Raw genomic sequence first — 13,986 nt, 5'->3', positions numbered from 1 at the left:
CGTGATCTTGGAGTTGTTGGATGCGCATCGTTCGCCTGGCCAACTTTGTGACAACCCATTCGGGTGGCCTGCGGACAGCTCTCCGTAACCTCGGCGAGGGCTACCAGAGTGCCGGCCACGAGGCGGTGCTGATCGTTCCCGGACGCGAGCGCTCCGACAAGATGACCTCGCAGGGCCGCGTCATCACGCTGCCCAGCGCGCCCCTCCCGCGTACGGGGGGCTATCGGGTCATGACCGGGCGGCGGGAACTGACCGAGCTGCTCGACGAGCTCGAGCCCGACCGCCTCGAGGTCTCCGACCGCACCAGCCTGCGCTGGACGGGCGGCTGGGCCCGCAACCGCGGCGTGGCGTCGGTGATGGTGTCGCACGAGAGCCTGGCCGGCCTGCTCGGTGTCTGGGGCGTGCCCAAGCGCGACGCCCTGGCCGACAAGTTCAACCTGCGTACGGCCGAGTTCTTCGACCAGATCATCTGCACCACCTCGTTCGCCGCGGCCGAGTTCCGCCGCCTGGGCGTGCCCAACCTGATCGAGGTGCCGCTCGGCGTCGACCTCGACGGTTTCCACCCGGCCCGGTACGACGAGGCCGTCCGCGAGCGTTACGCCCGGCCCGGCGAGCTGCTGATCGCCTTCGCCAGCCGGCTCTCCAGCCAGAAACGGCCTGAGCTCGCCGTGGACACGATCGCCGCGCTGCGCAACGACAAGGTGCCCGCGGTGCTCGCTGTGGCCGGAGACGGCGTACGGCGGGCCGCGCTGGCCTATCGTGCGGCGCGCCTGCCCGTGCGGTTCACCGGTCACATCTCCGACCGCTCCGCCGTGGCCGCGCTGCTGGCCAGCGCCGACGTCGTGCTCGCGCCCGGCCCGGTGGAGACCTTCGGCATGACTGCCCTGGAGGCGCTGGCCTGCGGCACCCCGGTCGTGGTGAACGAGACGAGCGCGTTGCCCGAGGTCGTGGGTGACGGCGGCGTCGGGGTTCCTGGCACCCCGGAGGGCTTCGCCGAGGGCGTACGGCGTCTGATGGAGCGCCCCGAGGCCGACCGCCGGGCCGCCGCCCGCGCCCGGGCCGAGCACTTCGGCTGGCCCCAAGCGGTCGACGGCTTCCTGCGGGCCCACGGCGCGCTGCCCGAGGTGGCCCTGGCCGGGCGGCAGCGGCCGGTCGCGGTGCTGCGTCCGGCCGTGCCGAGGCCCGCCGGCCCGATGGCCTAGTTATCCACAGGCCACCCCGAGTTATCCACAGGCGGTGGGGCGGACGCAGCGGTTCCGGCCCGGGCCTAATAAGGTTCTCCCATGGCACGCCCCGACGGCCGTTCGGCCGACCAACTCCGACCGGTGACGCTGACTCGGCACTGGAGCATCCACCCCGAAGGGTCGGTGCTCGTCGAGTTCGGCAACACGCGAGTGCTCTGTACGGCGAGCGTCACCGAGGGCGTCCCGCGCTGGCGTAAGGGTTCCGGGCTGGGCTGGGTCACCGCCGAGTATTCGATGCTGCCCCGCGCCACCAACACCCGCGGCGACCGCGAGAGCATCAAGGGCAAGGTCGGCGGGCGCACCCACGAGATCTCCCGTCTGATCGGCCGCAGCCTGCGGGCCTGCATCGACCTCAAGGCGCTGGGCGAGAATTCGGTCGTGCTCGACTGTGACGTGCTGCAGGCCGACGGCGGCACCCGCACGGCCGCCATCACGGGGGCCTACGTCGCGCTGCATGACGCGGTGGGCTGGCTGGCCGAGCGCAAGTCGCTGGCCGGCAAGGTGGAAAAGGTCATGCACCGGTCGATCCAGGCGGTCAGCGTGGGGATCATCGAGGGTGAGCCCCGCCTCGACCTGATGTATCTCGAGGACGTCGCGGCCGAGGTCGACATGAACGTGGTGGCCACCGGTGACGGCGACTTCGTCGAGGTGCAGGGCACGGGGGAGAACGGCGTCTTCCGCCGCGACCAGATGGACGCGCTGCTCGACCTGGCCCTGGCCGGCTGCGCCGACCTGTCGGCCGCCCAGCAGAAGGCTCTGGCCGCATGAGCGCCCGGCTGCTGCTCGCCACGGCGAACAAGAAGAAGCTGGTCGAGCTGCAGCGCATCCTCGACACCGCGCTCGGCGCCAACCGCATCGCGCTGGTCGGGCTGGCCGACTTCGAGGGCTATCCCGACGTGCCCGAGACGGGGCTCACGTTCGGGGAGAACGCGCTGATCAAGGCGCGGGAGGGCGCCAAGCGTACGGGGTTGCCGACGGTGGCCGACGATTCCGGGCTCGCCGTCGACGCGCTCAACGGCATGCCCGGCGTGTTCAGCGCCCGCTGGTCCGGCGGCCACGGCAACGACGACGCCAACCTCGACCTGGTGCTGGCCCAGATCTCCGACGTCGCCGACGAGCAGCGCGGCGGCGCCTTCGTGTGCGCGGCGGCGCTGGTGCTGCCCAACGGCCGCGAGCATCTGGTCGAGGGCCGCCAGGCCGGGCGCATCCTGCGGGCGCGCCGGGGCGAGGGCGGGTTCGGCTACGACCCGATCTTCCTGGGCGACGGCCAGTCCAAGACCAACGCCGAGCTGTCACCGGCCGAGAAGGACGCGATCAGCCACCGGGGCAAGGCCTTCCGCGAGCTGTCCAAGGTGATCTCGCGCGAGGTGACGGCCTAACTGCGGGGGCGGACGCCGTCGAGGGCCAGCGTGACCAGGCGGGCCGCCTCGGCGTCCGCGTCGGGGCTGCCCTCGGTGGCCAGCGAGACGGCGTTGACCAGCGTGAGCAGGTCGATGATGGTCACCTCGGGCCGGACAGCGCCGGCCGCCTGGGCCGGGCGCAGCAGTTCTTCGCCCGCCTCGACCAGCATGGCCTCGCAGGTGCTGGCCGTCGGGTTCTGCACGCCGCCGAGCAGCGACTTGGCCAGCCCGCGGGTGACGGCGCCGTAGGAGGCCAGCGATCGTAGCCAGCCGGTCAGCGCCTGCCCGATGTCACCGGGGGCGGCGGCCAGCTCGTGGGCCTGGGCGCTGAGGGCCGCCACGCGGTCGTGGAAGACGGCCTCCAGCAGGGCCTGCCGCGACGGGAAGTGGCGGTGCAGGGTGGCGGAGCCGACGCCGGCCCGGCGAGCGATCTCCTCCAGCGAGGCTTCCGCCCCGGCCCGGGCCACCTCGGCCTCGGCCGCGGCCAGGATCTGCTCGTAGTTGCGCCGCGCGTCGGCTCGCATCGGTCGGGTGGTTCCTCCCACGCCCCGGAGCCTAGTGGGTCTGCGATCGCGTGGCTTCGCCCATGTGCCGGGACCAGTGGATGCCGGTCGGCGAGCCACGCGCGGGGCCTAGCGGGTCATGAAAGCGGCCACCCCCATGGCCGCTCCGGCCTGTTCGGCGGTTTCGGCCGAGGCGCGGCTGAGGGCCAGGGCAGGCTCGCGCTGGCCGGCCGGGCCGACGACCGTACGCAGGGGCCGGTCGTCGCTCTCGATCAGCTTGACCACAGCGTCGGCGACCTCGCGGGGGTCGCCGCCGATCTCCGTCGAGCGCTGGACGACGGCGGTGGTGAAGCCGCCGAACGCCTCGCCGTACACACTCAGCCGCTCGGTGTCGGCGGGCAGGGCGGCGTTGAGCCCGATGCTGGTCGGGTAGGAGGCGGCGTCGACGATCACCGATTCGATGCCGAACGGGGCCAGTTCGTGCCGCCACGCCTCGGTCAGGCTTTCCAGCGCGGCCTTGCTCGCCGCGTAAAGGCCGGTGAACGGCGTCGTGACCAGGCCCGCGATCGATCCGATCTGGAGCAGCAGACCTTGGCCCCGGGCGCGCAGGTGCGGCAGGGCGGCCCGGTTGACCCGGAGCGCGCCCAGCACGTTCACGTCGAACTGCCGCTGCGCCTCCTCTGCGGTGAACGCCTCCAACGGCCCGGGGAAGATCATCCCGGCGTTGTTGACCACCACGTCGATCCGGCCCGCGGCGGACATGATCTCGCTCACTGCGCGGTCGGCCGAGGCCTGCTCGGTGACGTCGAGCTCGACGACCCGCATCGATGCGCTGAGGTCGGCGGCGGCCTGGGCGTTTCGTCCGGTCACGTCCCGCAGGCCCGCGAAAACCGTGTGCCCGCGCCGCGTCAGGGCCTCCGCCGTCAGCCGCCCGAACCCGCTGCCGGCCCCGGTCACCAGCACTACGTACCCGCTCATGCAGTCCTCCTCCGTCGAAATGGGGTGCCACCCCGTTTTGTGTCGCCACTCTAACCGGGGTGGCCCTCCACTTGTCAACGAGCGTGTCTTTGTTGAAAGTGGGAGTATTGGGGCCTGGCCGCCGGTAACAGGGGGAAGTCATGCAGCTGAGGTTCGCCGCGCTCTTCGCGGCCACGGTGCTCGTCGCGCTGTCCGCCCTGTTCGCGGTCAAGCCGCTCAGCAGTAGCGCCACGACCCCGGCCGCGGCGGCGACGTACGTCGTGGTCGAGCCGGTCCCCGACGACTGCCCGTGGGAGTCGTCCTCGGCCGCGTAGGGCTTACGATTGCCGCCCATGACGAGCCTCCAGGACCTCCCGTACGCCCAGCATCTGCGCCCGTGGGACGAAGAGCTCAACCGCGACGGCGACTACGCCGAGGTGCACATCGACGGCGCCGAGTTCGACGAGGCCGAGGCGAGCGGCTCCCGCTTCTCCGAGAGCGCGATCACCGGGGTCACCTTTACCGGCGGCGATTTCGGGCACGTACGGCTGGACGACGTCTGGATCTCGAAGAGCCGCTGGATCGGCGGCACCTGGGCCGAGGCCGACCTGATGAACACATCGATCGTCGACGGGGTGCTCGCGGGCGTGCAGGCGTACGGGTCGCAATGGCGGCGGGTGATCGTACGCGACTGCAAGATCGACAGCTTGAATCTGCGCGGCTCGCGTCTGCAGGACGTGGAGTTCCGCGACTGCGACCTTTCGGAGGTCGACTTCGGGCAGGCCACGCTGGCCGGCGTGACCTTCCCCGGCTCGACGGTCCGGCGGGCACGCTTCACCAAGGTCACGGTCAAGAAGCTCGACCTGCGCGGCGCGCGCACGCTCGACGTGGCCGAGGGCTGGGAATCGCTGCGGGGCGCGATCATCGACAGCAATCAGCTGGTGGAGTCGGCCGCCGCACTCGCACAGACCCTCGGCATCGCTGTCAAGGACCGCTGACCACCAGGTTCACCAGGCGTGGCGGCCTGACGACCGTGCGGGTCACCGTGCGCCCGGCCGCCGCCGGGGAGGCCAGGGCCAGTGCGATCAGATCGTCGGCGGTGATGTCGGCCGGCACCTCCAGGCGGTCGCGCAGCTTCCCGTTCACCTGCAGCGCGCAGATGACCGTGGGCTCGGCCGCCAGCTCGGGGTCGACCACCGGCCACCCGGCCCGGGCCACCCCGGGCGGATGACCGAGGCGGGCCCACATCTCCTCGGCCGTGTACGGCGTGAACAGCGACAACACCACGGCCAGGGCCTCGGCAGCCTCGCGCACAGCCGGGTCGGCGGCCGAGCCGTCGTCGATCGCCCGGCGGGCCGCGTTGGCCAGTTCCATGGCGCGGGCCACGACCACGTTGAGCCGCCGCTCCTCCATCAGGCCGGTGATCGCGCGCACCAACCGATGCGTGGTTCTCCGCAGACGCTCATCGCCGGGGCCGGCCGGGGGAGTCGGGCCGACGTCGGTGGCCAGGCGCAACGCGCGGCTCAGGAACCGTACGGAACCGGCCGGTGACACGTCCGCCCAGTCGACGTCGTCCTCCGGCGGGCCGGCGAACACCATGGTCAGCCGGACCGCGTCGACCCCGTACGTGTCGATCTGCTCACCCAGGTCGACCAGGTTGCCCTTGGACTTGCTCATCGCCGCGCCGTTCAGGATCACCTGGCCCTGCGTCAGCACCCGCCGGAACGGCTCCGCGAAGTCGACCAGCCCCAGGTCACGCAGCACCTTCGTGAAGAACCGGACATACAGCAGGTGCATCACGGCGTGCTCGGACCCACCCACGTACTGATCCACCGGCATCCACCGGCGCACTGCCTGCGGATCGAAAGGCCCTTCCCCGTACGCGGGTGAGCAGTACCGAAGGAAGTACCAGGACGAATCGACGAACGTGTCCAGCGTGTCAGTGTCGCGCTCGGCCGGGCCCCCGCACCGTGGGCAGTCGACCTCCACCCAGTCGCGCGCCGCGGCCAGCGGGGACACCTCGCCCGGGACCAGCTGGTCGCCGCGCAGATCGGGCAGCCGGACGGGCAGCTGATCGTCCGGCACGGGCACGATCGCGCACGTCGCGCAATGCACGATCGGGATCGGACAACCCCAGAACCGCTGCCGGGACACCAGCCAGTCGCGCAGCTTGTAGGTCACGCCGCCCCGGCCGACACCGCGCGCCTCGGCCTCGGCGATCACCCGGTCGGCCGGGAACGTCGCGGCGGGAGCGGCCGCCGGGCGTACGGGCAGGTCGTGGGCCTGGGCGAACGCCAGGTCGCGCTGGTCGTGCGCGGGCACGGCCATGACGGCGCCGGTGCCGTAGCTGGGCAGCACGTAGTCGGCGGCCCAGATCGGCAGCCGCTCGCCGGTGAACGGATGGTGCCCGTACGCGCCCAGAAAGACGCCCGTCTTCGCGCGATCTGCTGTCGTGCGTTCGATCTCGGACATTGCCCGTACGCGGGAAACATAGTCGTCGAAGGCGCGGCGCTGCCCGGCCGTGCACAGCGACGAGGCCAGCGGCGAGTCGGGCGCCACGACCAGGAACGTCGCCTCGAAGACGGTGTCGGGCCGGGTCGTGAACACCTCGAACGGGCCGAAGTCGAGGTAGGCCCCGGCGGAGCGGCCGATCCAGTTGCGTTGCATGGTCAGCACCGGCGCCGGCCAGTGGCCCTCCAGCTCGGCCATGTCGTCCAGCAGCTGTTCCGCGTACGCCGTAATGGTCAGGAACCACTGGGTCAGCTCGCGTCTGGTCACCGGTGAACCGCATCGCTCACACTGCCCCGCGACAACCTGCTCGTTGGCCAGCACCGTGCGGTCGACCGGGCACCAGTTGACCGCCGCGCGCCGCCGCACGGCCAGGCCCCGCTCGTAGAAGCGCAGGAACAGCCACTGCGTCCAGCGGTAGTACTCCGGGTCGCTGGTGTGCAGCCGCGTGCGCCAGTCGAACGAGACCGCGTAGCGCCGGAACGACTCCGCCTGCGTCTCGATGTTCGCGTACGTCCAGTCGGCCGGGTGCTCGCCCCGCCGGATCGCGGCGTTCTCGGCCGGCAGCCCGAACGAGTCCCACCCGACGGGATGCAGCACGTCGTAGCCCTGCTGCATCCAGAAACGCGCGACGGCGTCGCCCAGCGCGTACGCCTCGGCGTGGCCCATGTGCAGGTCACCGGAGGGGTAGGCGAACATGTCGACGAGTGAGCGACGTTGTCCGTTCGTGGCGCCGGCCGCGAGGTGACCGAGCGATTCCCACACCGGTCGCCACCGCCGCTGCATCGCCTCGAAGTCATAGTCGCTCATGCCGCCGGAAGTTAACGCACCGGACCGGACCCGCGCCTGCGTTTTCTCGCCATGCGCAACACGCGCAGCACGAACCCGGGCCGCATGAGCGTCCGGGGCGGATCGATCAGATGTTGCACACGCGCGAACGTCCCGTTGACGCCCGAGTCGATCTGCGACGCCAGGGCGATCCGGCGCGAATACCACCGCCGGACGGCGAACCCGCGCGGCCGCGGCCCGACCGTCCGCGGGAACGAGAAGTCGCCGCCGACCGCGAATGACCACGGCACGTCCAGGATGGCCGCCGCCGCCGCGTAGAACGCACGCGCGGCCTGCCGTCCGTGCTTGTCCAGGGCGTGGCCCAGCGCGATCGCCGACATGGCCGCGCAGGACATGCCCTGGCCGTAGATCGGGTTGAAGCTGCAGATGGCGTCGCCGAGCGCCACATACCCGGGCGGCGGATCGCGCAGGTCCTCGAACAACCGCCGCCGGCTGGCCGGGAATCGCGTGGTGACCAGGTCACTGATCGGTTCCGCGCGGTCGAGCAAATCGCTCAGGATCGGGTCGGGCAGCCCGCGCGCGTGCCCCTCGAACGTCTCGGCGTCGGCCGGCGGCTCGGTCACGTGCCAGCCCCCGATCGCCGTCAGCCAGCGGTCGCCCTCGACCGGCAGGGCCAGCCCGCTCAGCGACTCGCCGGGCGGCGTGGGCAGGATGAAGATCGCCGACCAGTCGGTCAGGTCGCCGGGTTGGCGGCGATAGAGCCGGGACGTGTACGCCACCCCGACCTTGACCTCGAGCTGGGCCGGGATGGGCAGGCCGAGCGCGGCCAGCCAGCGATCGGAGCGGGCGCCCCGGCCGGTGCAGTCGACGACCAGACCGGCGTCAAGCGTCTCGCCGTCGTCCAGCACGACACCGGTCACTTCCCTGGCCGACCCGAGCAGGCCGGAGACGGCCACACGGTCGCGCAGGGTCACGTTGGGCAGAGTGGTCACTCGGGCCCGGACGATCGCCTCGATCAGCGGCCGGGTCGCCGCGACCAGCGAAACCCCCGTCGGCGCGGACGGCCACCGGCGGCCCATGCGATAGCTGCACAGGCCGAGGCCGGTGTCGAAGCGCGTGCCGCCCGCCGCGATCAACTCGGTTTCGAAACCCGGGAACAGCTCGTTGAACGTACGCATGCCGCCGGCCAGCATGATGTGCGGCTGACTGCCCTGCGGCACACCCCGCCGGGGCACGGGCTCGCCCGGCAAAACGTCACGATCGAGCACAACCACGTGCGCGAAACGCTCACTCAGCACCCGGGCGGCGGCCAACCCGGCCATCCCGGCCCCGATCACCACCGCCCGCTGATCCACAGTGGCAAGTTAACTACAGCAGCGCGCCCTCGGGCCGCAGCGGCACCGTTACAGCAGCGCTCCCGTCGCCGACTCGATCTCCGCCCGCAGGCCACGACCGGCGACCACCTCGCGTGCCGCCTCCAGCGCCGGGGCCAGGAACAAGTCCGGCCCGGGGCGACCGGCGGCACCCTCCAGCGCGGTGATCGCCGCGCGCCCGGCCGGCGAGGGCACCAGCGGTGAGCGCAACTGCAGACCCCGTACGGCGGAAAGCAGCTCCACGGCCAGCAGACTGGTCAGGTTGTCGAGCACCGTCCGCAGTTTCTTGGTCGCGGCCCAGCCCATGGACACGTGGTCCTCCTGCATGCCGCTCGTGGGCAGCGAGTCGACACTGGCCGGGGACGCGAGCCGGCGGTTCTCGGCCACGATCCCGGCCGCGGTGTACTGCGCGATCATCAGGCCCGAGTTCACCCCGGCGTCGGGTGAGAGGAACGGCGGCAGGTCGCGGTTGCGGGTCACGTCGAGCAGCCGGTCGACGCGGCGTTCGGCGATCGCGCCCACCTCGGCGGCCGCGATGGCGAGGAAGTCGGCCGCGAACCCGAGCGGCGCGCCGTGGAAGTTACCGGTCGACTCGACCCGGCCGTCGGGCAGCACCACCGGGTTGTCCACCACCGACACCAGTTCGCGGGCGGCCACCGTACGGACGAAATCGAGCGTGTCGCGGGCCGCGCCGGCCACCTGCGGGGCACACCGCATCGAATAGGCGTCCTGCACCGCGTGGGCCAGGTCGTCCCGGTGCGAGTCCATGATCGTCGAGTCTTGCAGCAGCTTGCGGATGTTCGCGGCGGAGGCGGTCTGACCCGGATGCGGCCGGATCTCGTGCAGTTCGGGCAGGAACGGCCGCTCGGAACCCAGCATCGCCTCGATCGCCAGCGCCGCGGTCACGTCGGCCATCGCGAACAGGTGCGCGGCGTCGTCGATGGCCAGCAACAGCATCCCGAGCATGCCGTCGGTGCCGTTGATCAGGGCCAGCCCCTCCTTGGCGGCCAGCTCCAGCGGGCGCAGCCCGGCCGCGTGCAAGGCCTCGGCGGCCGCCGTCCGGGCGCCGTCCTTGCCGAGCACCCAGCCCTCGCCCAGCAGCACGATCGCACAGTGGGCGAGCGGCGCCAGGTCACCCGACGCGCCCAGCGAACCGTGCTCGGGCACCCACGGCGTGATGTCGTGGTTGAGCAGGTCGGCCAGGCCCTGCGCGAGCACCGGGCGCACACCCGAGCGGCCGAGCGCGAGCGAACGCAGCCGTAGGAGCATCATCGCGCGCACAACTTCGCGCGGCATGGGCGCACCGATACCGGCCGCATGCGAGCGGATGAGCGCGTGCTGCAACTCCGCCCGGCGCTCGGGCGCGATGGACGTGTTGGCGAGCGCGCCGAAACCGGTCGACACGCCGTACACGGGCTTGCCCGACGCCTCGATGGTGTCGACGATCGCCCGGCTGGTGGCCATGGCGGCGACGGTCTCGGGGGCGATCTCGACGCGGGCGTCGCCGCGGGCGACCGCGAGCACGTCGGCGGGGGTGACCCCGGTGGGCTGGACAATGACATTCATCGGGGCACTCCGTTGTGCAGAACAGTGCTGATCAGGGGTACGCCGGGCCGGTAGGCCAGGTGGATGTGGGACGGCGCGTCGAGCACCGTCAGGTCGGCGCGCGCGCCGGGGCGCAGCCGTCCGATGTCGTCGCGGCGCAGGGCCCGGGCGCCACCCGCCGTCGCCGCGTGCACTGCCTCGGCCGGGGTCATTCGCATGTCCCGTACGGCCAGCGCGATGCAGAAGGGCATCGAGGACGTGTACGACGAGCCCGGGTTGCAGTCGGTGGCCAGCGCGACCGTGACGCCGGCGTCGAGCAGCCGGCGCGCGTCGGGATAGGGCGAACGGGTCGAGAACTCGGCCCCCGGCAGCAGCGTGGCCACGGTGTTCGAGCCGGCCAGGGCGGCGACGTCAGCCTCGCTCACATGGGTGCAATGATCGGCGCTGGCCGCGTCCAGTTCCACCGCCAGCTGGACGCCCGGACCCGCGACCAGCTGATTGGCGTGCACGCGCAGTTGCAGGCCTTTGCGTGCGGCCGCCTCCAGGATCGCGCGTGTCTGATCACCGTCGAACGCTCCGCGGTCGCAGAAGACGTCGGCCCACTTCGCGTACGGGGCACAGGCGTCGAGCATGTCGCCCTTGACCAGATCGACGTACGCGTCGGGATCGCTCCCGGGCGGCACGACGTGCGCGCCCAGGAAAGTCGTCTCGGTCGTCAGCTTCGCGGCCAGGCGCAGCGAGCGGGCCTCGTCGGCGACGTTCAGGCCGTAGCCGCTCTTGATCTCGATCGTGGTCGTGCCCTGCCGCCGCGCCTCGTCGACCAGCCGGCTCGCGTTGCCCAGCAGCTCGTCGTCGCTCGCGGCCCGGGTGGCGGCCATCGTCGTACGGATACCGCCGCCCGTGTACGGCTCACCGGCCATTCGCGCCCCGAACTCGGCCGCCCGGTCACCCGCGAACACCAAGTGCGCATGGCTGTCCACGAACCCGGGCAGCACTGCGCGTTGTTGCGCGTCTATGCGCGCGTCGGCCGCCGGTTTCTGCCCGCTCGGCCCGATCCACGCGATCCGATCACCTTCGACCACGACCGCGACGTCCCGCCGGATCCCCAGCAGCCCCTCACCCTGCGCCTGGTCGTTGGTGACGAGCTCACCGATGTTGTCGATCAGGATGCTCATGCCCCGCCCACCCCGTCACTCGTCGATTGCGCATCGTTGTTCGTGGCGTTCATCGACTGGCCGCCGCCCTCCGCAGCCGCCCTGGAGTGCGCGTTGGTGTCCATGACGCTCATTGACCGGCGGCTGGTGTTGGTGGTCGGTGTTGAGTGCGCGTTGTTGTTCGTGGCGTTCATGGACCGGCCGCCGCGGTCCGCAGCCGGCTCGGAGTGCGCATTGTCGTCCATCACGCTCATTGACTCGGAGTGCGCGTCGTTGTTCGTGGCGTTTTTTGACTGGCGGCTGAAGTTGGTGGGCGGCGTGGGGTGCGCGTTGTTGTTCATGACGCTCATTGACCGGCGGCTGGTGTTGGTGGTCGGTGTTAAGTGCGCGTTGTTGTTCGTGGCGTTCATGGACCGGCCGCCGCGGTCCGCAGCCGGCTCGGAGTGCGCATTGTCGTCCATCACGCTCATTGACTCGGAGTGCGCGTCGTTGTTCGTGGCGTTCGTTGACTGGCGGCTGAAGTTGGTGGGCGGCGTGGGGTGCGCGTTGTTGTTCATGACGCTCATTGACCGGCGGCTGGTGTTGGTGGTCGGTGTTAAGTGCGCGTTGTTGTTCGGGGTGTTCATCGACTGACGGCCGCGATCCGCAGCCGGCCTGGAGTGCGCATTGTTGCTCGAGGTGTTCATTGACTGGCGGCTGGTGTTGGTGGTCGGTGTTGAGTGCGCGTCGTTGTTCGTGGCGTTCATGGACCGGCCGCCGCGGTCCGCAGCCGGCTCGGAGTGCGCGTTGTTGCTCGTGGCGTTCATTGACTGGCGGCTGGTGTTGGTGGGCGGCGTGGGGTGCGCGTTGTTGTCCATCACGCTCATTGACCGGCGGCTGGTGTTCGGGGGCGGCGTTGAGTGCGTGTTGTTGTTCGTCTTGCTCACGGGTGACCGCCGGTGTTTGCGTTTGTGCTGGTGAGCGTGGCAATCGTTCGGGACAGTTCGGCGGGAACGTCGATGCTCGTGTGGCGGCCGTCGGCCACGATCAGGCGGCCGTCGGCGATCACGTGTGTGATGTCGGCCGCGGTGGCCGCGAGCACAGCCTGCGCGGGGTCGACCCCGGCCGTACGGGGGCTGTCGAGGCGGACGCTGACGAAGTCGGCCCGCCGGCCCACGGCGATCTCGCCCGCGTCGAACCAGCCGATCGACGCGTGGTTGGCCGCGGCCGTGATCAGGTCGGACGGTGTGAAGCGGCCCCGCTGCTCGGTGGCGAGCCGGTCGTTCATCTCCAGCCCGCGCAACTCCTCGAACTGGTCGATCACGGCGTGACTGTCGCTGCCCAGACTCAACCGGGCGCCCGCGTCGGAAAGCCGACGGGCAGGTCCGATGCCGTCCGCGAGGTCCCGTTCGGTCGTCGGGCAGAAGCACACGTGGTGACCGCCAAGGATGTCGATGTCGCCATCGGTGAGGTGCGTAGCGTGGACGGCCACGGTCATCGGCTGCCACACGCCGTGCGCCTCGAGCAGTTCGGCCGGTGTGCAGCCGTGCACTGCGCGACATTGCTCGTTCTCGGCCCGCTGTTCGGAAAGGTGCACATGAACGGGCTGCCCGTCGGTGCGGTGAGCGAATGTGGACAGGTATTCGGCCGGAACCGCGCGCACCGAGTGCAGCGCCGCGCCGATCTTGGAATGAGCGGACGCGCGCAGGAGTGAGGTGCGCGCCGACCAGCCGTCGAGATCGCCGTCGCCGAACCGGCGCTGCACACCTTCGAGCGGTTTTCCGTCCACGCCGGCCGTCAGATACAGCGTGTCCAGCAGCGTGATCCGAATCCCGGCGTCGGCCGCGGCGGCGACCAGGGCGTGGCCCATCGCGTTCGGGTCGGCGTAGGGCGTGCCGTCCGGACCGTGGTGCAGATAGTGGAACTCGCCGACGGCAGTGATCCCGGTCAGCGCCATCTCGGCGTAGACGGCCTTGGCCAGCGCGTAGTAGCTGTCCGGGTCGAGCCGCTCCGCCACCTGGTACATCAGGTCGCGCCACGTCCAGAAACTGCCGCCGCCCGCGTGTGTCCGCCCCCGCAGCGCGCGATGAAACGCGTGCGAATGCGCGTTGGCGAAACCCGGAAGCACCAGGCCAGGCAACCGAATGACCGATTTGTCCCCGGGGGAGGGGGCCGGGGCGGAGGCGGGCGAAGCAGCGGCGGACGAGGGGTCCGCGGCGGCGGAAAGCGAAGTGCTGAGGGAAGGGGAGGAGGCGGCGGAGAGCGGAGTGGTGAGGAAGGGGGAGGCGGCGGAGAGCGGAGTGGTGAGGGAGGGGGAGGCGGCGACGGAAGCGGAGTCCGCGGCTGCGGCGGGCGAAGTAGTGAGTGATGGGGAGGAGGCGGCGGGCGTAACCGACGCGCCAGGGTCTGAAGAGGGCGCACCGGAGGGACGCGGCGATGAGGCGGGGCCGACGGCGGTGATGAAGCCGTCGGCCACCTCGATGTGGACATTGTGGGCCAGCGTCCCGCCCGTCCAGGCGTACGGGGCGAAATAG

General features: G+C 71.2%; 12 protein-coding genes and 1 pseudogene. 5 read left to right on the top strand and 8 right to left on the bottom strand.

Annotated elements, in window-relative coordinates:
- The first annotated feature begins 20 nt into the window (after nt 1–20).
- The 3 genes from BKA14_RS25705 (at nt 21) to rdgB (ending at nt 2,623) form a co-directional block, all read left to right on the top strand.
- Nucleotides 21–1,202 (top strand): glycosyltransferase, encoded by a 1,182-nt coding sequence (locus BKA14_RS25705; protein ID WP_184953416.1) that lies wholly within the window; start codon nt 21–23, stop codon nt 1,200–1,202.
- Between the two features lie 81 nt (nt 1,203–1,283).
- Nucleotides 1,284–2,012 carry a ribonuclease PH gene (gene rph / locus BKA14_RS25700; RefSeq protein ID WP_184953415.1) on the top strand — a complete coding sequence of 243 codons (729 nt, stop codon included), beginning with the start codon at nt 1,284–1,286 and terminating at the stop codon, nt 2,010–2,012.
- Nucleotides 2,009–2,623 carry an RdgB/HAM1 family non-canonical purine NTP pyrophosphatase gene (gene rdgB, locus BKA14_RS25695; RefSeq protein ID WP_184953414.1) on the top strand — a complete coding sequence of 205 codons (615 nt, stop codon included), beginning with the start codon at nt 2,009–2,011 and terminating at the stop codon, nt 2,621–2,623. Before rph ends, rdgB begins: the two co-directional genes overlap by 4 nt.
- Here the strand turns inward: rdgB and BKA14_RS25690 are convergent.
- Together BKA14_RS25690 and BKA14_RS25685 are read right to left on the bottom strand one after the other, a co-directional pair.
- Entirely contained in the window at nt 2,620–3,189 is a 570-nt protein-coding gene (locus BKA14_RS25690) for a TetR/AcrR family transcriptional regulator (RefSeq protein ID WP_239093497.1), read from the bottom strand. The genes rdgB and BKA14_RS25690 overlap by 4 nt on opposite strands.
- An 87-nt stretch (nt 3,190–3,276) precedes the next feature.
- Nucleotides 3,277–4,125, bottom strand: a complete 849-nt coding sequence (locus tag BKA14_RS25685; RefSeq protein ID WP_184953413.1) for an SDR family oxidoreductase — start codon at nt 4,123–4,125, stop codon at nt 3,277–3,279.
- A gap of 140 nt (nt 4,126–4,265) precedes the next feature.
- On the opposite strand from BKA14_RS25685, the gene BKA14_RS25680 reads away from it, so the two are divergent.
- A complete protein-coding gene (locus BKA14_RS25680) occupies nt 4,266–4,439 on the top strand; it encodes a hypothetical protein (RefSeq protein WP_184953412.1) in 174 nt (57 codons plus the stop codon).
- Nucleotides 4,440–4,457: 18 nt separating this feature from the next.
- Complete coding sequence (locus BKA14_RS25675) at nt 4,458–5,102, top strand: pentapeptide repeat-containing protein (protein ID WP_184953411.1); 645 nt, start codon at nt 4,458–4,460, stop codon at nt 5,100–5,102.
- Here BKA14_RS25675 and BKA14_RS25670 read toward each other — a convergent pair.
- The 6 genes and pseudogenes from BKA14_RS25670 to BKA14_RS25645 form a co-directional block, all read right to left on the bottom strand.
- Nucleotides 5,089–7,422, bottom strand: a complete 2,334-nt coding sequence (locus BKA14_RS25670; RefSeq protein WP_184953410.1) for a leucine--tRNA ligase — start codon at nt 7,420–7,422, stop codon at nt 5,089–5,091. The two genes, BKA14_RS25675 and BKA14_RS25670, sit on opposite strands and share 14 nt — an antisense overlap.
- 11 nt (nt 7,423–7,433) lie before the next feature.
- Nucleotides 7,434–8,756, bottom strand: a complete 1,323-nt coding sequence (locus BKA14_RS25665; protein WP_239093494.1) for an NAD(P)/FAD-dependent oxidoreductase — start codon at nt 8,754–8,756, stop codon at nt 7,434–7,436.
- A 48-nt stretch (nt 8,757–8,804) separates the two neighbouring features.
- Entirely contained in the window at nt 8,805–10,340 is a 1,536-nt protein-coding gene (hutH, locus tag BKA14_RS25660; protein ID WP_184953409.1) for a histidine ammonia-lyase, read from the bottom strand.
- A complete protein-coding gene (gene hutI / locus BKA14_RS25655; protein WP_184953408.1) occupies nt 10,337–11,494 on the bottom strand; it encodes an imidazolonepropionase in 1,158 nt (385 codons plus the stop codon). The genes hutH and hutI overlap by 4 nt, the downstream gene beginning before the upstream one ends.
- Nucleotides 11,491–12,399: a hypothetical protein gene (locus BKA14_RS25650; RefSeq protein WP_184953407.1), complete on the bottom strand. Its 909-nt coding sequence runs from the start codon at nt 12,397–12,399 to the stop codon at nt 11,491–11,493. The genes hutI and BKA14_RS25650 overlap by 4 nt, the downstream gene beginning before the upstream one ends.
- Nucleotides 12,396–13,721 (bottom strand): annotated as a pseudogene (locus BKA14_RS25645) (formimidoylglutamate deiminase); the annotation flags it as partial. The pseudogene BKA14_RS25645 and the gene BKA14_RS25650, both read right to left, overlap by 4 nt.
- Nucleotides 13,722–13,986 lie beyond the last annotated feature (265 nt).

The organism is Paractinoplanes abujensis (assembly GCF_014204895.1).
GTDB classification, from domain to species: domain Bacteria; phylum Actinomycetota; class Actinomycetes; order Mycobacteriales; family Micromonosporaceae; genus Actinoplanes; species Actinoplanes abujensis.
This window is presented reverse-complemented; position numbering and strand designations above follow the sequence as displayed.

Excerpts from the sequence above, each read along its gene's own strand:
- BKA14_RS25705 (WP_184953416.1), top strand. The coding sequence starts at position 21 with ATGCGCATCGTTCGCCTGGCCAACTTTGTGACAACCCATTCGGGTGGC.
- rph (WP_184953415.1), top strand. The coding sequence starts at position 1,284 with ATGGCACGCCCCGACGGCCGTTCGGCCGACCAACTCCGACCGGTGACG.
- rdgB (WP_184953414.1), top strand. The coding sequence starts at position 2,009 with ATGAGCGCCCGGCTGCTGCTCGCCACGGCGAACAAGAAGAAGCTGGTC.
- BKA14_RS25685 (WP_184953413.1), bottom strand. The coding sequence starts at position 4,125 with ATGAGCGGGTACGTAGTGCTGGTGACCGGGGCCGGCAGCGGGTTCGGG.
- BKA14_RS25680 (WP_184953412.1), top strand. The coding sequence starts at position 4,266 with ATGCAGCTGAGGTTCGCCGCGCTCTTCGCGGCCACGGTGCTCGTCGCG.
- BKA14_RS25675 (WP_184953411.1), top strand. The coding sequence starts at position 4,458 with ATGACGAGCCTCCAGGACCTCCCGTACGCCCAGCATCTGCGCCCGTGG.
- BKA14_RS25670 (WP_184953410.1), bottom strand. The coding sequence starts at position 7,422 with ATGAGCGACTATGACTTCGAGGCGATGCAGCGGCGGTGGCGACCGGTG.
- hutH (WP_184953409.1), bottom strand. The coding sequence starts at position 10,340 with ATGAATGTCATTGTCCAGCCCACCGGGGTCACCCCCGCCGACGTGCTC.
- hutI (WP_184953408.1), bottom strand. The coding sequence starts at position 11,494 with ATGAGCATCCTGATCGACAACATCGGTGAGCTCGTCACCAACGACCAG.